This is a genomic window from Pedobacter westerhofensis (assembly GCF_900182595.1).
Taxonomy (GTDB): Bacteria; Bacteroidota; Bacteroidia; order Sphingobacteriales; family Sphingobacteriaceae; genus Pedobacter; species Pedobacter westerhofensis.
In genome coordinates this window covers 56,118-79,023 of the sequence record NZ_FXTN01000008.1, presented here as the reverse complement: position 1 = coordinate 79,023, position 22,906 = coordinate 56,118, and the positions used below count along the sequence as shown (strand labels likewise).

The window sequence follows — 22,906 nt, the reverse complement described above, 5'->3', positions numbered from 1 at the left end:
AAAAAACAATATAAAAATAGATGAACACTTTCTATACGCTGATTATTTGTTGTTTTTCGCTTGCCTCATTTGCCCAGAAAAGGGGTGTGGTAACGGTTGTTAAAGATCCGCTGATTGACAGCCTGATTAAAAGAAGGATTGAACTCAGCAAGAAAACTACTACAGTTACTATCCGTAAAGATGGCCCAATTGTATCCCAGATGGGTTATCGTGTACAAATATTTTACGGGTCTGACCGTAGAGAGGTGTTCAATGAACAGCAGCGTTTTAAAAGTTCCTATCCAAAGATCAATACTTATATTACTTATAAAGAACCCAATTATTATTTACGTGCAGGGGATTTCAGGACTCGCCTGGAAGCCCAGAGGATGATGAACGAACTGCGGCCGGTATTTGCCACGCTGTTTGTGATCAGAGAGAAAATAAATGCACCCAGTTTAGAGCAAAGCAATGATAAATAAAGAACAGATCCAACATTTAGCAGGTACCATTTTTGAAGAGGTGGTAGGTTACCGTCGTCATCTTCATGCCAATCCTGAACTGTCGTTTAAAGAGTTCGAAACATCGGCTTTTGTGAAATCAAAACTGACTGAATGGGGAATTCCATTTGAAGGAATCGCCAATACCGGAGTGGTGGGCTTAATCAAAGGAGACCTTCCTTCCGAACAGGTTATCGCCCTGCGCGGAGATATGGACGCCCTCCCGATCAATGAAGCTAATGACAAACCTTACATCTCAAAAAATCCCGGAGTAATGCATGCCTGCGGACATGATGTACATACCTCTTCTCTACTGGGAGCTGCATACATACTCAATAACATGAAAGCTGAATTCGGAGGGACGATCAAACTAATCTTTCAGCCGGGCGAAGAGGTGCTGCCGGGCGGGGCGAGTATCATGATCGCAGAAGGTGTACTTGAAAACCCTAAGCCTCAGCATATCATCGGCCAGCATGTAATGCCGCTGATCGACGCAGGAAAAGTAGGTTTCCGTTCGGGTATTTATATGGCCTCTACCGATGAACTATATGTTACTGTACATGGCAAGGGCGGGCATGGTGCCCAGCCGCAGCAGAATATAGACCCCGTGCTGATCAGTGCACATATCCTGGTGGCACTACAACAGATCGTCAGCCGTAATGCTGATCCGAGACTGCCTTCGGTACTTTCTTTTGGAAAGGTTATTGCCAATGGGGCCACCAATATTATTCCGAATGAAGTGAAAATGGAAGGTACTTTCAGAACGCTGGATGAAGACTGGCGTAAGGAAGCAAAGCGCCTGATGAAGAAAATGGCCGAAGGGATTGCAGAAAGTATGGGCGGAAGCTGCGAGTTCAGGATCATGAATGGTTATCCCTTCCTGATCAATGAGGAAAAGCTGACGGCGAATGCACGTGCCTTTGCAGAAGATTATTTGGGGAAAGAAAACGTGGTAGACCTGGATATCTGGATGGCTGCGGAAGATTTTGCGTATTACTCACAGGTAACGGATGCCTGCTTCTACCGCCTTGGTACCGGAAATGCAGCTAAAAACACTCAATTTTCTGTGCATCATCCTAATTTTGATGTGGATGAGGATGCACTGAAGATCTCAACAGGCCTGATGGCTTATATTGCACTGAAACAGCTTGGGAATTAGTTTGATGATCAAAAGAATTTTATTAGTTGCACTTTTTCTTTGCGGGCTGGATGTTTCCGCACAGCAGATCGAACGCTTTAACCCGGATACGATCAAGACGATCACACTGGATTCAAATGTGAATATCGTTGCGCAGAAGCTGAGCGTAGAAACTTTTATTAAAGCAGTAACTACGGATACTACGTTTTATGCTGCCTTCAGGCGGATGAAAGCGCACAGCTTTATTGCGGAGAACAGGATTTATACCTACGATAAGAAAAATAAGGTGAATGGTAAGATCTACAGAAAGATCAGGCATACTGTTCGTCCTGCAAAAATCGAATACCTGGTAAAGCAGGATACTGGTAAGGTTTTTAAGAAAAATGGCAAGTACCAGTTGTATACCGTAGAGATGTTTGATTACATTTTTATGAATGCTTACCAATCTGATTTTGTGTCTGATGCTCCCTCAGCCAGTCCAAAGGGAGATTCCAATGAGAGCTATAAAAGTAAGTTGAAGACACTGATTTTTAATCCCGGCAGACCTGTAAAAGGCATTCCTTTTATCGGCAGCAAAACGGAGATCTTTACGGCAAATATGCGCCAGTATTACGACTATAGTTTCCAGAGCGGAACCTACCTGGATTCTATTCCCGTGTACCGTTTCAGGGTACTTGTAAAAGATGGCCTGAGCAACTGGACAAAGGACGGGCTGATGATTAAAGAACTGGTAACGATCTTTGATAAGCGTAATTTTGCGATTCTGGGCCGGTATGTGGATATGAAATACAGCAATATGCTCTTTGATTTTGATGTGCAGATGAACATTGAAATGAGCTATTTTGCTGAGGAAAAACTACCTTCAAAGATTACCTACCAGGGCAACTGGAACATTCCTTTCAAGAAGGAAGAACGGGCAAGTTTTTTGATTTTGCATAAGGATTATCAGTAAAAGTCTAACCCATTCAAAAAGCACCTGTCTTATTCGGCAATATCTGGTATTCGTAATCAATTGATAATGCATCCTTAATGATGATTGCTTAAATTGCGCCAGTTATATAACGAATCCTATATTCATGAAAAAAGTGCTGACTTTCCTCGCGCTATCATTTTGTATCAGTAGTCTATCTGCACAAACCGATACAGTCTCTCATATTATTGCAGGACGCAGCAATACAGCAGAACAGCAGAAAAAGCCATATGTGATCCTGATTTCTGCCGATGGTTTCAGGTACGATTATGCCAAAAAATATCATGCAGACCACCTGCTGGAACTCAGTAGCGAAGGAGTGCGGGCAAAAGCAATGATCCCATCATTCCCTTCAGTTACTTTTCCCAATCATTATACTTTGGTAACAGGTATGTATCCTTCTCATCATGGCCTGGTGGGCAACAGCTTTTACAGCGCGGAGCGAAACGACCAGTATAGTATGAGCAATAAGCGCAAGGTAACTGATGGAAAATGGTATGGCGGCACGCCTTTATGGGTGCTGGCAGAGCAGCAGCATATGCTTGCGGCCAGTCTTTTCTGGGTAGGCTCAGAAGCTGTGATCAAAGGAATCAGGCCAACCTACTATTACAACTATACTGAAAAAATCAGTATGCCACAAAGAATTGAGATTGTGCTCAACTGGTTAAAACTGCCTGAAGAAACAAGGCCGCACTTTATCACTTTTTATCTCTCTGAACCAGATCATTCAGGTCATCATTCGGGGCCTGAGACCCCGCAGACGGCAGCGGCTGTCAGGATGGTTGATTCTGTTGTATATCAGCTGACGCAAGCGGTTAAAACTACGGGGCTTCCGGTGAGTTTTGTTTTTGTCTCTGACCATGGAATGACCCAGGTGGATACTGCACACCCAATTCCTATGCCCAAGATCATTGATGCGGATAAATTCAGGACTACTTTTTCCAGTACAACGCTTGCACTGTATGCCAGGGATAAAGCCGATATCGCCCCTATGTACAATGCACTCCGCAAATCAGCCAAAGACTACAAGGTATATCTGAAAACAGAGATGCCGGAGCGCTTACATTATGGCGCAGAAGACGACAGGATGAACCGTATCGGGGATATCATCCTGATCCCGCAATGGCCAAGGGTATTTTCAGACAAAACACCGGGTATGGGCCATCATGGTTTCGACCCGCGTAAGGTGAAAGATATGCAGGCTACATTTTTTGCCTGGGGACCAGCCTTCCGGGAGCATGTTAAAATCCCTGCATTTGAAAATGTAAATGTATATCCGCTGATTACAAACATCCTTGGGTTGAGTTATACAGAGGAAATCGATGGTAAAAAGGAGATTCTTGAAGGGATACTAAAGAAATAATTCTTAGCACAGCCTCTTGACAGCCCGTCGATAATTAGTAGACTGAATAACCTATAAAACTTTAAATTTGGTTATATTTGACATTCGTCTGAATAGGTAAAATAAAACTAACGATGAAAAAAATTATCAAATCTATACTGTACCTCATGGCATGCTGTTTTGCCGTTTCGGTCTTGGCTATGAAAGTAAAACCTAAAAAAATAATTTTCTTTGGTGATTCTATTACGCAGCAGGGCGTTGCCCCGGGCGGATATGTGAACCTGATTAAGAAAGCGCTGGATTCTTCAAGATATGAAGTGATTGGAGCGGGAATTGGCGGAAATAAAATTTACGACCTGTATCTCCGTCTGGAGGATGATATCATCTACAAGAAACCAGACCTGGTGGTAATTTATATCGGGGTAAATGATGTATGGCACAAGCAAACATCCCATACCGGTACCGATCTGGATAAATTTGTGAAATTCTACCAGGCACTGATCAACAAGATCCAGTCCGGTGATGCCAAGGTAATTCTTTGCACACCTGCGGTGATAGGTGAGAAGAAAGGCGGAAAAAATGAAATGGATGCTGAGCTGGACAAGTTCTCTGAAGCTATCCGCCAGCTGGCGCAGAAAAATAAATTGCCGCTGGTAGATCTGAGAAGCCAGTTTGTAGCGTACGACCTGGCGAATAATCCGGAGGATCTCGCAAAAGGAATACTCACCACGGATGGCGTACATTTAAATCCACAAGGAAACAAGGCTGTAGCGGATGTGCTGCTGCCATTAGTGAAGTAAACAACCTTAATGATATACCAGGATACCATTAACAAAATCATGGACACCGCCCGTATTGAGGAGGTTGTTGGTGATTTTGTGTCTCTGAAGAAGCGCGGTACCAGTTTAATCGGTAACTGCCCCTTTCACAATGAGAAAACCCCGTCTTTCCACGTATCTGTTACCAAAGGTATATACAAATGCTTTGGCTGTGGTAAAGGGGGCGATGCGGTCCATTTTATCATGGACCATGAGAAGTACTCCTACCCGGAGGCTCTAAAATATCTTGCCCAGAAGTATAATATAGAGGTTGAAGAAAAAGAGCAGAGCCCGCAGGATGTAGAAGCGAACAATGCCCGTGAAAGTTTATATGTAGTATCGCAATATGCGGCAAATTATTTTGCCAGTGAACTCTGGACAGGAGAACAGGGAAGGGCTATCGGGCTTAGCTATTTTAAGGAGAGGGGCTTCAGGGAAGATATCATCAGGAAATTTGAACTGGGTTATTCGCCCGACCAGTGGGATGCACTGATCTTAAGTGCCAAAGCTGCGGGCCATAAGGAGGAATACCTTGAACGCACGGGTTTATCTGTGCATAATGATAAAGGAAGGGTGTACGACCGCTTCCGGGGGCGTGTGATGTTCCCCATCCACAATTTTACCGGAAGGGTGATCGGCTTCGGCGGAAGGACGCTGAAGACAGATAAAAATGTTCCCAAGTACGTCAATTCCCCTGAGAGCGATATCTATCATAAGTCGAACGTTCTCTATGGCCTCTTCCAGGCAAAAAAGGCAATCCGCGAGGTCGACAATTGTTACCTCGTGGAAGGATATGCCGATGTGCTTTCTGTGCATCAGGCCGGTGTAGAAAATGTGGTTGCCTCTTCAGGTACTTCACTTACCGTAGAACAGATCAGGCTGATTGGCCGTTTTTCGCAGAATGTGACCATTTTGTATGATGGTGATGCCGCAGGGATCAAAGCCTCGCTGCGTGGACTGGATATGATCCTGGAAGAAGGGCTGAATGTGAAGGTGGTGAACTTTCCTGATGGCCACGACCCGGATTCATATATGCACAAGGTGGGTGCCGGGGCATTTAAACTTTATATAGAAAATAACCGCAAGGATTTTATCCTTTACAAAGCGGATATCCTGCTGAAAGAAGCCGGTACAGACCCGATTAAACGCGCTGGAATTATCAGGGATATTGTAGAAAGTATCGCTAAGATCCCTGACGATATTAAAGCTTCTGTGTTTATCAGGGAATGCAGCAGGTTACTGCAGGTAGAAGAACGCATGCTGCTCACCGAGCTCAATAAAATGAAATCGGCCCGGAGCAAAAAAGCCTTCTCCCAGCAGAACCCACCTAAGCAGCAGTTTTCATCTCCTCCCGGTATGCCAGATGGGCCGCCCGAGAACCTTTTTGATGATAATTTCTCCCCTGACCTTCCTGAACTGGAAACCACTGTAGACAATGACCAGTTACAGGAACATGAGATTGTAAGGCTCTTACTGGCGTTCGGGCATGAGCTGGTGAGCTGGGACAATATCGATAACATGTATATCGGGTCGTTTATTATGCAGAACTTAGCGGATGTAACCTTTGAAGATGAAGTTTGCAAACTGATCATCCAGAACTACAAGGAAGAAATTGAAAACGGGCACCTGCCTGTAGCCAACCAGTTTATCAAAAATGAAAACCGTGTAATTGCCGATCTGGCCATTACTTTGTCTACCTCGCCCTACGCACTGAGTGAAAACTGGTATAACAAACACCAGATTTATGTAAGAGACGAAACGGTGAATTTAAAGGCTACGATCCTTGGCGGATTGTTCCACTTAAAAAAACGGAAAGTGGACCGTATCCTTTTGGGATTACTGCAGGAAATTAAAACCGAAAATGATCCTGTAAACCAGGAAATACTAATGCAGCGCTATGCGTATATCAAAAATGTAGAACGGGAAATTTCTAAGTTCCTCGGCTCTGTGATATTGAAATAAAATACAATGGCAGAACATAACGAACTGGGCAGACACGGAGAGCTTTTAGCAAAAACATATCTGGAGCAACTTGGTTACCAGATTCTGGAGCTGAACTGGGTGTATGGAAAAGCGGAGATCGACCTGATCGCATTTTACGATAATAAACTCATCTTTGTGGAAGTGAAGACCCGCAGGTCTGCAGAGCACGGTGAGCCGGAGGAATTTGTAGACTGGAGAAAAGAGAAACAACTGGAGTTTGCCTCTTCGGCTTATATCGAGCGGAAAAACCACCAGGGGGAGATTAGGTTCGACATTGTTGCAATTGTTTTTGAAAATAAAGAACTTTATAAAATTAATCATATAGAAGATGCATTCTGGCCAAGCTAAAACTTTTTTAATACGCGCTTTAAAACGTTCTCAAATGATAAATCTGGCTGGTGTACTGATGGTAATCACTCTTGCCGGCGCCTGTAAAAATGAAGGCAGCAGGAATGAGGTACTGGGATTTAAATTCCCGGAACAGGGACAAACCTATGGTCTGGGCGAAGAAGTAAAAGTTGAGCTTGACATCCCCGCAGAAAGCAAGGTGATCAATGTGAGTTACCTGGTTGATGGTAAGGCCGTTGATTCAAAAACAAATAAAGATGCATTTGCCCTCAAAACGGCTGATCTTTCATTGGGCTACAGGCTGATCTCTGCGGTGGTTGACAATGGGGAAAAGAAAGATACGGTGACGATCAATATTGTGTTGAAGTCGGCTGTTAAACCTGCAGAATTTACTTATAAAGTGCTCAATACCTTTCCTCATGATACCAGTTCATATACTCAGGGGCTGGAATACCATAATGGCAGGTTCCTGGAAAGTACCGGTGAGTATGGGACCTCTACGCTGAGGTGGGTTGCCCTGGAAACAGGCAAGGCACTGGAGCGGATTGATATCGACAAAAAATATTTTGCAGAGGGTTCTTCGCTCGTGGGCGATAAGATCGTAATGTTAACCTGGAAAGAGGATATTGGATTTGTTTATGATTCAAAATCATTAAAGCAGTTGAGTACCTTCCCTTACCAGAACAGCAGGGAAGGCTGGGGCCTCACCTATGACGGTGAGCGCCTGATCAAATCTGATGGTACCAACCGGATCTGGTTCCTGAACGGAGCGGATTACAAAGAAGAAAGTTATATCGATGTGTATGACAACAACGGACAGGTAGATGAGCTTAATGAACTGGAGTATATCGACGGTAAGATCTATGCCAACATCTATCAGACAGATAAGATTGCTGTTATAGATCCTAAGAACGGCACTGTAGAACGATATGTAGATATGTCTGGTATCTTACCGGCTAAAGATAAATTTCCCAATACAGACGTGCTGAATGGCATTGCCTGGGATGCAGCGGGAAAACGCCTTTTTGTGACGGGTAAAAAATTCTCAAAACTTTTTCAGGTAGAGCTGATTCCCAAAGGATCTAAATAAGTCAAGAGCTTAATCAGCTTTTTTCTTGGGCTTTGTTTCTGCGATGTAACCGTTAAAAGTAATGGATTGCTGATTGTTATTGTTTACAGTCAGCGTACCATAGCCAGACTCAGTGATCACCAGATTCAATGTATAATTGTCTTTCACGTCCTTTGGCTTTATGGCAATATTGTATCCGCCTTTTTTACGTGCAGAACTGGTATAACTGAACTTTTTGGATTTAAACTTTATACCGTTCTCATCAATCGACCCGTACTTTGGTGTGTAGGAACGTCCGTAATAGGGAAGATAGGAGGTAATACTGTCTTTGGTGACCGTAAGATCGTAACTTGACCCGTTGAGGTTGATGGAGCCGCCGCCATTGTAGCCCGGCATTTTATTCATGATCTGATTGATGTCTGAGGCATTGAGCGGAAGTGCGGTAGTAGCAACAAATACATAGTTTTGTGCTTCAACAATCCGGGCAGTTGTAGCCTTATCTGTCTGGGCATTCAGTTTTACTGCAGAGAACAGCAAGGCAAGAATGATTATATTTTTAAGCGTTTTCATCTGTATTTTGATTTATGTGTTATAAGTTTGACTATTAACCCGGTTGCAGGTTTATTCAACAAATAAATATACCAAAATGTTACAGTACAAATGCAGCATGACCGGCGTAATTATTAACCCTGAATGGCAATAATTATCCGGTCATGAAGCATGGTGTCAACATCAGCTTCCGAAGAAGCCTGAAGGCAAAGCATGAAAGGTATCTGAGAAAAAAAATTGATGCTCAGATTAAATACTTTTTATAAATTCTTATCTCCAGCTCTTGTACTGGTTGATCAGTCCGTTTGTAGAACCGTCATGAGATGAAACAGGCTCATCACCTTTCAGCTCAGGTAAAATACTTTTTGCAAGTTGTTTTCCAAGTTCAACACCCCACTGGTCAAAGCTGAAGATGTTCCAGATAATTCCCTGAACAAATATTTTGTGTTCATAGATTGCGATCAGCGTTCCAAGGCTGCGTGGTGTTACTTTTTTCAGCAGAATGGAATTGGTAGGCCTGTTACCCTCAAAAATTTTGAAAGGAGCCAGTTTTTTAATCTCTTCATCAGTTTTGCCATCTTTCTGCAATTCTGCAACTACCTGCTCTTCAGTTTTACCGTTCATCAGCGCTTCTGTCTGTGCAAAGAAATTTGATAACAGGATTGGGTGATGTTCACCGATCGGGTTTAAGCTCTGTGCCGGAGCGATAAAATCACAAGGGATCAAACGTGTGCCCTGGTGGATCAGCTGATAAAAGGCGTGCTGACCGTTAGTACCTGGTTCGCCCCAGATAATCGGTCCTGTTTCATAGGTTACTTCCTCACCGTTGCGGTCAACATGTTTACCATTGCTTTCCATATCTCCCTGCTGGAAATAAGCAGCAAAACGGTGCATATATTGATCGTAAGGCAAAATAGCCTGTGTTTCTGCATCAAAAAAGTTAATGTACCAAACACCCAGTAAGCCAAGGATTACAGGGATATTGCTTTCAAAAGGCGTGTTTTCAAAATGCTGATCTGCCGCGTGTGCACCTTCCAGTAACTGTTTAAAATTATCAAATCCTACGCTCAAAGCGATAGGCAGTCCGATAGCGCTCCATAGTGAATATCTTCCGCCAACCCAGTCCCAGAAACCAAACATGTTTTCTGTATCGATACCGAAAGCAGATACGTCTTTGGCGTTGGTAGAAAGTGCGGCAAAATGTTTGGCTACATCTTCCTGTTTCCCTCCTTTGCTCAGGAACCAGTCTTTTGCAGTATTGGCATTGGTCAGCGTTTCCTGTGTAGTGAAAGTTTTTGAAGCGATAATGAAGAGCGTAGTTTCAGGATCTACAACCTTCAGGGCTTCTGCCATATGTGTACCGTCGATATTCGATACAAAGTGCATCGTCAGGTGGTTTTTGTAGGCTTTAAGTGCTTCTGTAACCATTACCGGGCCCAGGTCAGATCCGCCGATTCCAATGTTTACCACATCAGTGATTGCTTTGCCGGTATAGCCTTTCCATGCACCAGAGATGATCTGCTCCGAGAATTTCTCCATTTTTGCCAGTACAGCATTCACATCGTCCATTATGTTAACGCCATCCGCAAGAATAGGGCTGTTGCTTTGATTGCGCAAAGCGATATGCAGAACCGCACGGTCTTCAGTCTGGTTGATCTTATCTCCGCTGAACATCGCCTTAATGGCCTCATCCAGCTTGCATTCTTTTGCTAATTGCAGCAATAATGCAATGGTTTCATCATTAATCCTGTTTTTAGAATAGTCTAAAAGAATATCTTCAAAAATAACTGAGAATTTCTCAAAACGTTTTTCATCTTCTGCGAAAAGCTGTTTCAAGTTTTTGTCATTGATATCAATGAAGTGATCAGCCAGGTATTTGTAGGCTGCGGTCTCTGTAAAGTTTACGGTTGGAAGCATAATGCGGTATTTTTTTTAAATGTACTGGTTTAATTCTATTGATGAAGCTAGTAACAATATTTCTGCCGTTAAAATAAATCTCGGAAGATTCGATTATATTTAACATAAAAATAACGCTCTCATGAAAAGATTTTACTTTCTCCTGTTGATACTGATATCTGCAAACACATTTGCGCAGAAAACTGCACTAAGGGCAGAGGTTGCAAAGAAGGCTGCACGCATCGAACAAAAAGTGATTGCCTGGCGGCGCGACTTCCATGAACATCCCGAACTGGGCAATGAAGAAGTACGTACATCTGAAATCATCACCAAACATTTACAGTCGCTGGGTATGATCGTAACTGCCGGTGTAGCAAAAACTGGTGTGGTAGGTATCCTCCATGGCGGTAAACCCGGGCCGGTAGTGGCACTGCGCGCCGATATGGACGGACTGCCCGTAACCGAGCGGGTAAAGCTGCCCTTTGCCTCTAAAGTAAAAACCACCTATAACGGTCAGGAAACAGGGATCATGCATGCCTGTGGACATGATTCACATATGGCTATACTGATGGGGGTAGCAGAAGTGCTGGCCTCTATGAAAAAAGACATTCCCGGCACCATAAAGTTTATCTTCCAGCCTGCGGAAGAAGGCGTACAGTCCGGCGAACTCAGCGGTGCCGAACTCATGGTGAAGGAAGGCGTGCTGAAAAACCCAACAGTAGAAGTGATTTTTGGTTTGCACATCAATTCGCAGACTCCTGTGGGCAATATCTCGTATCGTCCCGGAGGGATTATGGCCGCGGTTAACGACATGAAGATCACTGTAATGGGCAGGCAGGCTCATGGTGCCTATCCCTGGAGCAGTATCGACCCAGTAGTCATCTCTGCACAGATCATCAATAACCTGCAGACGATTGTGAGCAGGAACTTAAACGTCACAGAAAATGCCGGTGTGGTAACCATCGGTTCTATCCAGGGAGGGATCAGGTCTAATATTATCCCGGAGAAAGTGGAGATGCTGGGCACGGTGCGCAACCTGAGCAAAGAGGATGAAGCAATGTTCATCGACAGGATTAAAACAATAGTGACCAAAACTGCGGAAGCAGGAGGTGCAACGGCGGAACTGAAAATCCCTTTCAGCTACCATTACCCGGTGACATACAATGATCCCGCGCTGACGGCGAAAATGCTGCCGAGCCTGAAAGCTACAGCGGGAGCTGATCATGTGAGATTAAAACCCGCAGTAACGGGTGGGGAGGATTTTTCATTCTATCAGGAGAAGATCCCGGGTTTGTTTATTTTCCTGGGCGGGATGCCAAAGGGACAGGACCCGATGAAAGCACCATCTCACCATACCCCGGATTTCTTTATCGATGAAAGCGGCTTTGTACTGGGAGTTAATGCACTATCTAATCTGGCGCTGGATTATATGGCGATGAAGAAATAATGATATATTTGCTGGTATGACAAAAGAACAAATACAGGATTTAAGGGACAGAGTAGCGTCGCTGAGGAGGCATCTTTGACGTCGAAACCCGACTCGAAGCTATTTATATAGAACAGGAGCTTACCTTACAACCGGATTTTTGGGATGATCCCAAAAAGGCCGAAAAGCATTTGGCAGAAATGAACTCTAAAAAGGTATGGACAGATGCCTGGCAGAAAGTAAATGCCGAATTTGAAGATACACAGGTGTTGTTTGATTTCCTGCAATCAGGAGATGCAACCAAAGAAGAGATGGAGGAGCAGTATGAGAAATGCCTGCACCTGATCGAAGACCTGGAGCTTAAAAATATGCTCAGCAGCAAAGAGGACCAGCTGGATGCGGTGATGCAGATCACGGCAGGAGCGGGTGGAACAGAAAGCTGCGACTGGGCAGCCATGCTGATGCGGATGTACATCATGTGGGGCGAGAAGAACGGATACAAGGTAACGGAACAGGATTTCCAGGCAGGTGAGGTAACGGGTGTGAAATCAGTCACTTTACAGTTTGCAGGCGATTTTTCATACGGATATCTGAAAGGGGAAAACGGGGTACACCGGCTCGTGCGTATCTCTCCATTTGATTCCAATGCACGCCGTCATACTTCTTTTGCCTCTGTATACGTTTATCCCTTGGTAGATGATACAATTGAGATCGAGATCAAGGATGCAGATATTGAATTTGAAACCTTCCGTTCAGGCGGTGCAGGTGGTCAGAATGTAAATAAAGTGGAAACCGCTGTGCGTTTATATCACAAGCCTTCGGGAATTGTAATTAAAAACCAGGAATCGAGATCACAACTGCAAAACAAGGAAAACGCACTGAGGTTGTTGAAATCGCAGCTGTATGAAGCAGAAATGCGCAAAAGGATGGAAGCATCTGCTGCCGTTGAAGGTTCAAAAATGAAAATAGAATGGGGTTCCCAGATCAGGAACTATGTACTGCATCCGTACAAGCTGGTGAAGGATCTGAGGACGAATTATGAAACCTCAAATGCACAGGCAGTACTTGACGGGGAGCTGAACGACTTTTTAAAGGCTTATTTAATGGAATTCTAATGAGGAAATTTTGGCTGTTAAGTTTAGGACTAGGTATGATTGGATTGCAGACAGTAAAAGCACAGCAGGTTATAGAGCTGTACCCGGGAGCGATACCCGGAGCAAAGGCTGCGCCGGCATCCTACAAAGAAATTCAAACAGTTAAAGATGGTAAGGTGACAGGCCTGTCTAAGGTCTTTCACCCTACTGTTACCTTATACCAGCCCGCTGCAGGCAAGGCTAACGGCACTGCGGTGATCATCTGCCCGGGTGGCGGATACCAGCACCTGGCCATTGGTCATGAAGGTGATGAAGTAGCTAAAAGGTTTATTGAAAGCGGCGTAGCGGCTATTGTCCTGAAATACCGCCTGCCGGATGATACTACGATGGTGGATAAATCATTTGGCCCTCTGCAGGATGCCGAGCAGGCTATTTATCTGGTACGTAAAAACGCGGCGAAATGGAACATTAATCCTGCCAAGGTAGGCATTATGGGCTTTTCTGCCGGAGGCCACCTGGCTTCTTCTCTGACTGTCCATTACCGGGACAGCAAGATAGAAAACAAAGAAAAACTAAGCCTGCGGCCAGATTTTGCGATACTGATTTATCCGGTAATCAGCTTTACCGCGCCAACACATGCCGGCTCTGTTAAAAGCCTGATCGGAGACAATGGCACACCGGAGCAGAAAGAATATTTTTCAAATGAAAAACATGTTGATGCACAAACGCCTATCACTTTTCTGGTACATGCCAATGATGATAATGCCGTTCCTGTTGAAAACAGTATTTTGTTTGATCAGGCCCTGGTGAAAAATAAGGTTGCCGGAGAGATGCATCTTTATCAGGGCGGCGGTCATGGTTTTGGCCTGCACAATAAGACTACAAAGGACGATTGGTTTGAGCGTTTGCAGAACTGGATGACAGCCAACAAGCTTTAAAGATTGCTGTTCAGCAGGATCTCCTGTAATTCTTTCAGTTCCTCTACCTTTTCTGCAGAACCCAGGTTTTCATAAGAGGAGATCAGGTTCCTGATGATCCTTCGTATAATTTCTACGTTGCTGCAGGGAGCATAAAAACCCGGAAGCGGTTGCAGGTTAAGCTGGCGCAAAAACTGGTCTACATCATGTTTGCCAAAGATAGCTCCTTTGTTAAAGGCATTGATATAGAACAATACTCCAAATTCATTTTCATCTCTTTTGCTTTCATCAATATATCCGAGGATAAAATGCTGCGGCAGGTTTACCCCATAAACGGGGATATCCAGCTTTTGGGCAATGGTAGAATAGATAATGGCCAGTGAGATCTGGTTCCCTTTTTTGGTGTCAAGCACCTGGTTGATATATGAATTTTGCGGATCGTGATGGTTTTTGGTATTGCCGCTGAACCCGTAGATCGTATAAAAAATATGATTGATCAGTTTAATTTTCTCAACCGAGCTCATTTCATATTGCAGGCCGGTCCATACTTCCCTTTTGATCTCTTCAATCTGATTGACGATCTTCTGTTCGTCAAGATCAGGATACTGGTAGCGGTTGATCACAAGCGCGCCCTGCAGGAGGTCGAAGGCCCCGCTCTGGTACCAAAGGTTAAGATCTTCCTTGACGCTGTTAAACTGGATCTGGTGGACGATGTTTTCAATTCTTTCCTGCAACAGCGTATCCAGTGATTTTTCCCATTCTGTTTCCAGAAAATGGATCACAGAATTACCATGTTCAAGCAGGCGTTCGCGTACATCCAAGAAAACTTCCGGATCAGGATCGTCCAGTAATTTTACTAATGCGTTTATTTCTGTACTATTTTCCATTAAATGCGAATTACAATGTTGTGTTTGCCTATTTTTGCAGTTATGGTCTTACAATTTTTCAGCGATTATCTGAAGCATCGTTTAACTGCCAAAAGCAGGCATGGTACCCATTCTCCCTTTGTTTACAAACTGGTGGATGAGGTAATTTACGATTTTAACTCCAAAACTGAATATATTGGTATTGAGGAGCAGCGAAAAAAACTTTTAAATGACGATACGGTTATTAGCGTTACAGACCTGGGAGCGGGTTCTCATCTGAATAAGAACCGTACCAAGAAGATCAAGGAAATTGCTAAAAATGCGCTGAAAACGCCAAGGCTTGCACAGCTGATCTACCGTCTGGCAAAAAACAGTCAGCCCGCAACTTTGCTGGAACTGGGCACTTGTCTGGGCATCACTACGGCTTATCTTTCCAGGGCTGCGCCAGAAGCGGATATTGTAACCATTGAAGGCTGTCCTGAGACGGCAAAAAAGGCATACAACAACTTCCAGGACCTGGAACTGGAGAATATTGAATTACAGGTGGGCAATTTTGATGAGCTGCTGCCAAGGGTAATTGAGGAGAGCACACAGCTTGATTTTGTCTATATTGACGGTAATCACCGTAAGGATGCTACCTTAAACTATTTTAAATGGTGCCTGCCAAAAGTGCATGAAAATTCCCTGCTGATCTTCGACGATATTTACTGGAGCAAGGGTATGAAGGAAGCGTGGGAGGAAATAAAAAGCCACCCTGATGTGACAGTAACCATAGACCTGTTCTGGATCGGCCTGGTTTACTTTAAAAAAGGACAGGTAAAAGAACACTTTAAGATTAAGTTTTAGTTTTCCGGTATTTCAGCCAATTGCCATATCGTGTTGAGAAGGAGAGGCCCCTGTCTGATTATTCCCTGTAGTAAGGTTAAAACGCTTCTGCAAGGCTCAGGTAAAATCCTGATTGTCTTGCTTCATTGGGCCGCTTTTCTCCGATGCCATAATCTGCTCTTACACTCAGGCCTTTTGCCGGATCAAAGAAGTAGCGCATCCCGCCGCCTACTGAAGGTTTAAACTGCTTAAAGGAAAAATCGCCATTGGCAAATACGCGGCCTCCGCCTGCAAATACCACCACGCCAAAGCGGTTACTAAAGCGGTAGCGCAGTTCTGTTTGCGCAGCTATAAGGTTTTCGTCCCGGTATCTCCCGGCATAGTATCCGCGCATGATATCTTCATTTCCAAGTTGTGGCAGCAGGTAGAAAGGAGTGTTGCTGCTCTGAACGGTGTAATAAATACCATTTACAGCGAGCACCAGCTTTTTGGCAACCGGCCAGAAGTTTTTGAGAACTACCCTGATCTGACTGCCGCTGAAATCGTCCTTACCAAAAATATCAGGTGCGTACTGATAGGTTACCCTGCCAAAAAATCCTCTTGTAGGATAGTTGTTTGAATTTCTTGTATCGTAGGTTTGTGAAACGCCCAGATAACCTACGCTGCCACCGGTCTTGTCCAGCACACGGGGATCGGTATCCAGGATTCCGCCTGCATCCACATCACGAAAAGTATTTCTCTCGAATCCTATTGAGACCCCTGTATAGGCAAAAGGGAAGATGTTTTTTTCTACGTCAAGTCCGGTTCTGATCTGGTGCTGAACAACCCTGTCTTTATTCGCCTGCAGTGTTTCATTGCCAATACCAAAAAAATCAAAAGGTGTGCTGCGCAGACGCAAGTCCCCAATAATATGGAAGTCGTTATTTTTTGTCCAGATATCTCCTTTGAGTGTGACGTTATATTGTTTTTTTGTGGAAACGGATAGTATCGTTGCAAAGTTTGAGCTTCTGTTCAGCGGATCGGCTTTGTCCAGATATGTTGAGTACAGAGCGCCGAGACCAAATTCCATTCCTACTTCCTGTGAATATTTAAGAAAGGGCAGGGGCATGAAGCTGGCTTTTCGGGTAGTGTCCATCTCTTCTGACAACATACGTTTGATCAGTTTCATTTGTCCGAAGCCGGATAGAGTGGAGAGCAGCAGGAAGTTACAGATAAATAGTTTTTTCACAGTAGTAGATAATTGTCCTTTCAGTAGTAATATTGTTTTTGTCTTCAGACTGCCTTCGGCGTTAATGCTATGAGGCCTGCGTTAGATCGTCGTTCTTTGTAAAACGTAATCCCATTCAGGTTTCATTGGCCTTTTAGCGCCTTATATAATAAGGTAAGGGGCCGCCAAATTAAACATTTGAAATGAATATATCTTTCTGAATAGTTAATATAGAGCCCGGATGCCATTTTTAGAGTAACGTATGAGTACTGGCGATGGTTTTAGCTATTTGATAACATGGCCTGCAGAATGTTTTTAATATAATTTGCTATTTTTGCGCCTGATAAAAAAACATTATATAAGATGAGCGTAACAAGAGGACCAATATCTAAATTCATGGAAGGGCATTACCTCCATTTCAATGCAGCGGCAATGATGGATGCGGCTAAAGGCTATGAAACACATTTGGATGAAGGCGGTAAAATGATGATCACCCTTGCCGGTGCCATGAGTACGGCAGAGCTGGGTATTTCACTGGCTGAGATGATCCGTCAGGATAAGGTTGCTATAATTTCATGTACAGGTGCCAACCTGGAAGAAGATATCATGAACCTTGTTGCCCATTCACATTATAAACGTGTTCCCAACTACCGTGACCTGAGTCCGCAGGACGAATGGGACCTTCTGGAAAACCATTATAACCGTGTAACGGATACCTGTATCCCTGAAGAAGAAGCTTTCAGACGCTTACAGAAACATGTTCACAAGATCTGGAAAGATGCAGAAGATGCGGGCGAGCGTTATTTTCCGCATGAGTTTATGTACAAAATGCTGCTGAGCGGTGATCTTGAGCAGTACTATGAGATTGATCCTAAAAACTCATGGATGCTGGCAGCTGCCGAAAAAAACCTTCCGATAGTTGTACCGGGATGGGAAGACTCTACAATGGGAAATATTTTCGCGTCGTATGTGATGAAAGGCGAGCTGAAAGCTACTACCATGAAAAGCGGAATTGAATATATGGGCTACCTGGCCGACTGGTACATTGCAAACAGCGGCGGTAAAGGAATTGGCTTCTTTCAGATCGGCGGTGGTATTGCCGGTGATTTCCCGATCTGCGTGGTACCGATGTTATATCAGGATATGGAAATGGAGAATATCCCCTTCTGGAGCTATTTCTGCCAGATTTCTGATTCAACTACTTCATATGGTTCATACTCAGGCGCTGTGCCGAATGAGAAGATCACATGGGGAAAACTGGATATCAATACACCCAAATTTATCGTAGAGTCTGACGCCACAATCGTAGCTCCATTGATTTTTGCATGGATATTAAAAATGTAATTATAACTTCCAAATTTTCATAAAAAAAATGGAAGATCAGAAAATCAGCAAAATTGAAAAATTGCTGATTTTCTTCGTTTAAAGCCCAAAAAAGGCAATGTTTAGAATGATTATAAATTGTATTTACTGTCATTTCTTTGTCATTGGTAAATTAATAAATTTTACTTTTGTGGACGCTTTGACGGAGAACAGAAGTTTAAACATCAATTGCGGTTGTTAAAGTTTTTTAAAATAAAGCATAAAATACTCATTATGAGGAATATCTCATTGATCATTAGAAGAGTTTGGAAGTCGGCATTTATGGTTACGGCTCTATCTGTTTTAATCGTTTCAGGTACACAAGCACAAGACGCAGCAGCGGGAAGAACGATCTTCAAAGAAAAATGTACGTCATGTCATGCTCTGGACCGCGATTTAATCGGTCCTGCACTGCAGACAGCCATTCCATTGAAGAGCGAAGCCTTTTTATTAAAATGGATTAACAATGCTCCGGCATTTATCGCATCAGGTGATAAAGAAGCAGTAGAGGAGTCTAAATGGAATCCAAATGCAGAGATGACTGCATTTCCGACATTAACTCCGGTTGATATCAAAAACATCCTTGCTTACATTAAAGCAGGTGAGCCTAAAAAAGCAGGTGACGCTGCAGGCGCAGGAGCTGGTGCTTCTGAAGAAGTGTCTGACTTCTCTCTTGCAGGAGTAGTTGCCGTGATCCTGATCTCCATCGCAGTGCTGGTGATCTTAGGCCGCGCAATTAAAATGCTTGAACGTTTGATCCTTCAGAAACAGGGCGTCGTAATTGTTGAAGAGGAAAATGTTTCTATGGCGGCTGGCATCAACCAGTTGTTTAAAAACAAAAAATTCGTTTTCTTCTTTATCCTGTGTTTAGTGATCAGCTTAGGTTCATGGGGATGGATGGGAATGTGGAACACTGGTGTAAACACCGGTTACCAGCCAACTCAGCCAATTAAGTTCTCACACGAACTGCACGCTGGTGTAAACCAGATCGACTGCCAGTACTGTCATGCTGGTGCATTCGAATCAAGAAATGCAACTATCCCATCTCTTAACGTTTGTATGAACTGTCACAAACAGGTTCAGGCAAGAGACAGCCATGATGGCAATATCTCTCCTGAAATCCAGAAGATCTACAATGCTTTAGGTTACGATGCTGATAAAATGACTTATGATAAGTCTAAAGAGAAACCTATTGAATGGGTTCAGGTTCACAACCTTCCTGATTTCGCTTACTTTAACCACTCGCAACACGTTGTTGTAGCTGAAGAAGCTATCCGTAAAGAAAAAGGACTGAAACCAAATGAGCCGGTATGTTTTGCTTGTCACGGACCAGTAAACACCATGACAGAGATCTATCAGTATTCTCCTCTGACCATGAAATGGTGTATCAACTGTCACAAAGACACAAAATTAGAGGTGAAAGACAATGCTTTCTATACAAAGATTATTGCTGCGCATGAGAAGATCAAAAAAGGTGAGAAATTAACACCTGCAGCCTTAGGCGGAATAGAGTGTGGCAAATGTCACTATTAATAGTAGAGTTTAATAAAAAGAACGTTCGATAAACAGTAATATAGCTTAAATGGAAAGCAATAAAAAATACTGGAAAGGCTTAGAGGAATTTAACAAGACCTCCGATTTTGTTGAAAGCAATAAAAACGAATTCGCAGAGCCGCTTCCAATAGAAGATGTTTTAAATGAAGCAGGGTTAAGTACAGTAACCCCGCGCCGTGACTTTTTAAAAGCCCTGGGCTTTGGTCTGGGTGCGGTTTCACTGGCGGCTTGTCAGCCTGCTCCGATACACAAATCAGTACCTTACCTGATCAAACCAGAAGAAGTAATCCCGGGCGTGCCGAATTACTATGTATCCAGTTTCAAAGGACAAAGTATTTTGGTTAAAACCAGAGAAGGACGTCCTATTAAAATTGAACCAAATCCTAATGCAGGAGAATTCAATAATGGTACAGACGCAATTGCACAGGCTTCGGTCTTAGATTTATATGATGTTTCAAAACTGAAAACCCCGGTTTTAAAGAATGATGAAACTACATGGTCTAAAGTTGATGCGTTTGTTAGTTCAGAACTGGCAAAAGCAAAAGCTTCGGGCAAGAAAATCAGAATTGTTTCTTCATCAGTATACAGTCCTTCTACGCTTGCAGTAGTGGCCGACTTTATTGCTGCTTATCCAACCACTAAACACGTTCAGTATGATGCCGTATCTTATACAGGTATCATCAAAGCGAACGAGAATAGCTTTGGAAAAGCTGTTATTCCAAAATATAACTTCAACAGGGCAGACCTGATTGTAAGTTTTGGTGCCGATTTCCTGGGAACATGGATCAGCGGAGAAGAGTTTACTTCTCAGTACATGACCAACAGAAATCACAAATCACTGGCAAAAGGTAAAATGTCACGTCACTTCCAGTTCGAAGCCGGAATGAGCATGACAGGAACCAATGCTGATACACGTGTACCGATTAAATTATCAGAGCAGGGTGCTGCACTGATCACCTTATATAATGCAATCACTGGTGCAAATCTTGCAGGTGGCGCCCTTCCAAACAATGTTATAGCTGAAAAAGCTTTAAAACTTGCTGGTAAGGAACTGCTGCAGCAAAAAGGAAAAGCACTTGTTGTTTGCGGATCGAATGACGTTTCTACACAGATCCTCGTAAATGCAATCAACTCCGCTATCGGAAGTTATGGTACTACGATTGATCTTGACAATCCGATCAAACGTTACGCAGGTAATGATGCAGAATTTGCAGAACTTCAGAATGAAATGAACAGAGGCGAAGTTGCTGCTGTTTTATTCCTGGATGCCAATCCTGCTTACGATGTAGCCAATGCAAAAGCATTTACTGATGGCTTAAGCAAAGTGCCGCTTAAAATTTCGTTCTCAGACCGTAAAGATGAAACATCTACATTATGTGATGTAATCGCTACCGGTCAGAACTATCTTGAAAGCTGGGGCGATGCAAGTGCTTACGAAGGTTCATACTCTATCGTACAGCCTACCATTAATCCAATTTTTGATTCCCGTCAGGCAGAGCAGAGTTTACTGATCTGGTCTAACGCACCTGTTAAAGAATACTTCCAGTACGTACGTAACAACTGGGAAAAAAATATCTTACCTTCTATCGGTAAAACCTGGAATGAATTATTGCAGACAGGTGTATTCTCAGCTCCGGCTAAACCAGCAGGAACATATACATTCAGCTTATCCCTTGCAGCTGTAGCACCTTCGGTATTAAGCGCAGGAAAAGCACTTGCAAAAGATGTTGAGCTTCAGGTTTATGAAAGTGCAGCAATGCGTGACGGTAAACATGCCAACAACGCATTCCTGCAGGAATTACCTGATCCTGTTTCGAAAGTAACATGGGACAACTATGTTGCCCTGGCACCTAAGTTTGCAGAAGAGAAAGGTATCGCTGAATTTGACCTTGTTGAGGTTAAGGGAAGCAACGGTTACTCGATCATCCTGCCGGTTCTGATTCAACCGGGACAGGCAAGAGGTACTGCTTCCATTGCTTTAGGATATGGACGTACCAAAGTAGGTAAAGCTGGCGATAACGTTGGTAAAAACGCATTTCCTTTCCTGAGCTTCAGCAACGGAACATTACAGTATGCAACTACAGTAACGATCAGCAAAACCGGCGGTACTTACGAGCTGGCACAAACACAAACACACCACTCTTTCGAGGGCAGGGACATCATTCGTGAAGCGAGCTTCACGGCATTCAAGAAAAACCCTGCTGCCGGAACCGGTAAAAAAGAAGAAGGACATAAATCTTACGATCTATGGGATAAATACGAAAAACCAGGAAACGACTGGGTAATGGCAATCGATCTGAATGCCTGTACCGGTTGTGGTTCTTGTATCGTTGCCTGTAACGTAGAAAACAATATTCCTGTTGTAGGACGTGATGAGGTTCGCAGACGCAGAGAAATGCACTGGTTGCGTATCGACCGCTACTACAGCTATGAAGAAGGTGATAAGAGCATATCTGAAGAAAAAGAAATCGCTCATATGGAAAACCTTGACAATGTGACTGTTGTTCACCAGCCGATGTTATGTCAGCACTGTGATCACGCTCCTTGTGAAACGGTTTGTCCGGTACTGGCTACCACACACTCTTCAGACGGATTAAACATGATGGCTTATAACCGTTGTGTAGGAACCCGTTACTGCGCAAATAACTGCCCGTACAAAGTTCGCCGTTTCAACTGGTTTAACTACTGGAATGATTCACGTTTTGATAATTACCTGAACAACGAGTTTACTCAATTAGTGCTTAACCCTGATGTTACTGCCCGTTCAAGAGGTGTAATGGAGAAATGCTCAATGTGTATCCAACGTATCCAGGCTGGTAAATTGCAGGCTAAAATTGAGAAACGTCCTTTAAAAGACGGAGATATCAAAATGGCATGTCAACAGGCTTGTTCAGCAAATGCAATCATTTTCGGTGACGCAAATGATCCGGAATCAGAAGTTTCGAAAGCATTACGCAGTGAGCGTATCTATTATGTACTGGAAGAAGTAAACACTAAACCAGGTATAGGTTACATGACCAAAATCAGAAACACAGATTCACTAACAACAATAGCGTAAGCTGA

General features: G+C 43.5%; 19 protein-coding genes. 15 read left to right on the top strand and 4 right to left on the bottom strand.

The features are described 5' to 3' along the window. Positions 1-20: 20 nt before the first annotated feature. The 8 genes from FN831_RS16185 (at position 21) to FN831_RS16150 (ending at position 8,168) form a co-directional block, all read left to right on the top strand. Positions 21-461 carry an SPOR domain-containing protein gene (locus FN831_RS16185; protein ID WP_142529232.1) on the top strand — a complete coding sequence of 147 codons (441 nt, stop codon included), beginning with the start codon at positions 21-23 and terminating at the stop codon, positions 459-461. Further along, on the top strand, positions 451-1,638 hold the full coding sequence (locus FN831_RS16180) for a M20 metallopeptidase family protein (RefSeq protein ID WP_142529231.1): 1,188 nt from the start codon (positions 451-453) through the stop codon (positions 1,636-1,638). Before FN831_RS16185 ends, FN831_RS16180 begins: the two co-directional genes overlap by 11 nt. 7 nt (positions 1,639-1,645) lie before the next feature. Further along, entirely contained in the window at positions 1,646-2,569 is a 924-nt protein-coding gene (locus FN831_RS16175) for a hypothetical protein (protein WP_142529421.1), read from the top strand. A 124-nt stretch (positions 2,570-2,693) separates the two neighbouring features. Continuing rightward, entirely contained in the window at positions 2,694-3,950 is a 1,257-nt protein-coding gene (locus FN831_RS16170; protein ID WP_142529230.1) for an alkaline phosphatase family protein, read from the top strand. 113 nt (positions 3,951-4,063) lie between these two features. Beyond that, positions 4,064-4,729, top strand: a complete 666-nt coding sequence (locus tag FN831_RS16165; RefSeq protein WP_142529229.1) for an SGNH/GDSL hydrolase family protein — start codon at positions 4,064-4,066, stop codon at positions 4,727-4,729. Between the two features lie 9 nt (positions 4,730-4,738). Beyond that, complete coding sequence (dnaG, locus tag FN831_RS16160; protein ID WP_142529228.1) at positions 4,739-6,709, top strand: DNA primase; 1,971 nt, start codon at positions 4,739-4,741, stop codon at positions 6,707-6,709. A gap of 6 nt (positions 6,710-6,715) precedes the next feature. Further along, positions 6,716-7,078: a YraN family protein gene (locus FN831_RS16155; protein WP_142529227.1), complete on the top strand. Its 363-nt coding sequence runs from the start codon at positions 6,716-6,718 to the stop codon at positions 7,076-7,078. 34 nt (positions 7,079-7,112) lie between these two features. Next, on the top strand, positions 7,113-8,168 hold the full coding sequence (locus tag FN831_RS16150; protein WP_246101577.1) for a glutaminyl-peptide cyclotransferase: 1,056 nt from the start codon (positions 7,113-7,115) through the stop codon (positions 8,166-8,168). Between the two features lie 9 nt (positions 8,169-8,177). Here the strand turns inward: FN831_RS16150 and FN831_RS16145 are convergent, their stop codons facing one another. Beyond that, positions 8,178-8,717, bottom strand: a complete 540-nt coding sequence (locus tag FN831_RS16145; RefSeq protein ID WP_142529225.1) for a DUF4251 domain-containing protein — start codon at positions 8,715-8,717, stop codon at positions 8,178-8,180. Between the two features lie 249 nt (positions 8,718-8,966). After that, positions 8,967-10,613 carry a glucose-6-phosphate isomerase gene (gene pgi / locus FN831_RS16140; protein ID WP_142529224.1) on the bottom strand — a complete coding sequence of 549 codons (1,647 nt, stop codon included), beginning with the start codon at positions 10,611-10,613 and terminating at the stop codon, positions 8,967-8,969. Positions 10,614-10,734: 121 nt separating this feature from the next. Here pgi and FN831_RS16135 point away from each other — a divergent pair, with 121 nt between their 5' ends. From FN831_RS16135 to FN831_RS16125, 3 genes are all read left to right on the top strand, one after another. Beyond that, positions 10,735-12,039: an amidohydrolase gene (locus FN831_RS16135; protein ID WP_142529223.1), complete on the top strand. Its 1,305-nt coding sequence runs from the start codon at positions 10,735-10,737 to the stop codon at positions 12,037-12,039. A 16-nt stretch (positions 12,040-12,055) separates the two neighbouring features. Further along, a protein-coding gene (prfB, locus tag FN831_RS16130) for a peptide chain release factor 2 (RefSeq protein ID WP_142529222.1) occupies positions 12,056-13,133 on the top strand; the annotation gives its coding sequence in 2 pieces (ribosomal slippage) (positions 12,056-12,115 and positions 12,117-13,133; 1,077 coding nt in all). Further along, the gene (locus FN831_RS16125; RefSeq protein WP_142529221.1) at positions 13,133-14,050 is read left to right on the top strand and encodes an alpha/beta hydrolase; all 918 of its coding nucleotides are present in this window, start codon (positions 13,133-13,135) and stop codon (positions 14,048-14,050) included. Before prfB ends, FN831_RS16125 begins: the two co-directional genes overlap by 1 nt. On the opposite strand, the gene FN831_RS16120 is transcribed toward FN831_RS16125, so the two are convergent. Beyond that, on the bottom strand, positions 14,047-14,916 hold the full coding sequence (locus tag FN831_RS16120) for a transglutaminase-like domain-containing protein (protein WP_142529220.1): 870 nt from the start codon (positions 14,914-14,916) through the stop codon (positions 14,047-14,049). The genes FN831_RS16125 and FN831_RS16120 overlap by 4 nt on opposite strands. 42 nt (positions 14,917-14,958) lie before the next feature. On the opposite strand from FN831_RS16120, the gene FN831_RS16115 reads away from it, so the two are divergent. Beyond that, the gene (locus FN831_RS16115; RefSeq protein ID WP_142529219.1) at positions 14,959-15,741 is read left to right on the top strand and encodes an O-methyltransferase; all 783 of its coding nucleotides are present in this window, start codon (positions 14,959-14,961) and stop codon (positions 15,739-15,741) included. 76 nt (positions 15,742-15,817) lie between these two features. Here FN831_RS16115 and FN831_RS16110 read toward each other — a convergent pair whose 3' ends face one another. Next, positions 15,818-16,948: a BamA/TamA family outer membrane protein gene (locus FN831_RS16110; protein ID WP_246101575.1), complete on the bottom strand. Its 1,131-nt coding sequence runs from the start codon at positions 16,946-16,948 to the stop codon at positions 15,818-15,820. A gap of 342 nt (positions 16,949-17,290) precedes the next feature. Here FN831_RS16110 and FN831_RS16105 point away from each other — a divergent pair, with 342 nt between their 5' ends. The 3 genes from FN831_RS16105 to FN831_RS16095 all read left to right on the top strand — a co-directional run bounded on the left by FN831_RS16105 (position 17,291) and on the right by FN831_RS16095 (position 22,901). Then, positions 17,291-18,271, top strand: a complete 981-nt coding sequence (locus tag FN831_RS16105; RefSeq protein ID WP_142529218.1) for a deoxyhypusine synthase family protein — start codon at positions 17,291-17,293, stop codon at positions 18,269-18,271. Positions 18,272-18,523: 252 nt separating this feature from the next. Next, positions 18,524-19,822 carry a c-type cytochrome gene (locus tag FN831_RS16100; RefSeq protein WP_142529217.1) on the top strand — a complete coding sequence of 433 codons (1,299 nt, stop codon included), beginning with the start codon at positions 18,524-18,526 and terminating at the stop codon, positions 19,820-19,822. A 49-nt stretch (positions 19,823-19,871) separates the two neighbouring features. After that, positions 19,872-22,901, top strand: coding sequence for a TAT-variant-translocated molybdopterin oxidoreductase (locus tag FN831_RS16095; RefSeq protein WP_142529216.1), 3,030 nt, complete (start codon positions 19,872-19,874; stop codon positions 22,899-22,901). Positions 22,902-22,906: the final 5 nt, after the last annotated feature.

Excerpts from the sequence above, each read along its gene's own strand:
- FN831_RS16115 (WP_142529219.1), top strand. The coding sequence starts at position 14,959 with ATGGTCTTACAATTTTTCAGCGATTATCTGAAGCATCGTTTAACTGCC.
- FN831_RS16135 (WP_142529223.1), top strand. The coding sequence starts at position 10,735 with ATGAAAAGATTTTACTTTCTCCTGTTGATACTGATATCTGCAAACACA.
- FN831_RS16120 (WP_142529220.1), bottom strand. The coding sequence starts at position 14,916 with ATGGAAAATAGTACAGAAATAAACGCATTAGTAAAATTACTGGACGAT.
- dnaG (WP_142529228.1), top strand. The coding sequence starts at position 4,739 with ATGATATACCAGGATACCATTAACAAAATCATGGACACCGCCCGTATT.
- FN831_RS16125 (WP_142529221.1), top strand. The coding sequence starts at position 13,133 with ATGAGGAAATTTTGGCTGTTAAGTTTAGGACTAGGTATGATTGGATTG.
- FN831_RS16165 (WP_142529229.1), top strand. The coding sequence starts at position 4,064 with ATGAAAAAAATTATCAAATCTATACTGTACCTCATGGCATGCTGTTTT.
- FN831_RS16095 (WP_142529216.1), top strand. The coding sequence starts at position 19,872 with ATGGAAAGCAATAAAAAATACTGGAAAGGCTTAGAGGAATTTAACAAG.
- FN831_RS16145 (WP_142529225.1), bottom strand. The coding sequence starts at position 8,717 with ATGAAAACGCTTAAAAATATAATCATTCTTGCCTTGCTGTTCTCTGCA.
- pgi (WP_142529224.1), bottom strand. The coding sequence starts at position 10,613 with ATGCTTCCAACCGTAAACTTTACAGAGACCGCAGCCTACAAATACCTG.
- FN831_RS16155 (WP_142529227.1), top strand. The coding sequence starts at position 6,716 with ATGGCAGAACATAACGAACTGGGCAGACACGGAGAGCTTTTAGCAAAA.
- FN831_RS16185 (WP_142529232.1), top strand. The coding sequence starts at position 21 with ATGAACACTTTCTATACGCTGATTATTTGTTGTTTTTCGCTTGCCTCA.
- FN831_RS16170 (WP_142529230.1), top strand. The coding sequence starts at position 2,694 with ATGAAAAAAGTGCTGACTTTCCTCGCGCTATCATTTTGTATCAGTAGT.
- FN831_RS16180 (WP_142529231.1), top strand. The coding sequence starts at position 451 with ATGATAAATAAAGAACAGATCCAACATTTAGCAGGTACCATTTTTGAA.
- FN831_RS16100 (WP_142529217.1), top strand. The coding sequence starts at position 18,524 with ATGAGGAATATCTCATTGATCATTAGAAGAGTTTGGAAGTCGGCATTT.
- FN831_RS16150 (WP_246101577.1), top strand. The coding sequence starts at position 7,113 with ATGATAAATCTGGCTGGTGTACTGATGGTAATCACTCTTGCCGGCGCC.
- FN831_RS16105 (WP_142529218.1), top strand. The coding sequence starts at position 17,291 with ATGAGCGTAACAAGAGGACCAATATCTAAATTCATGGAAGGGCATTAC.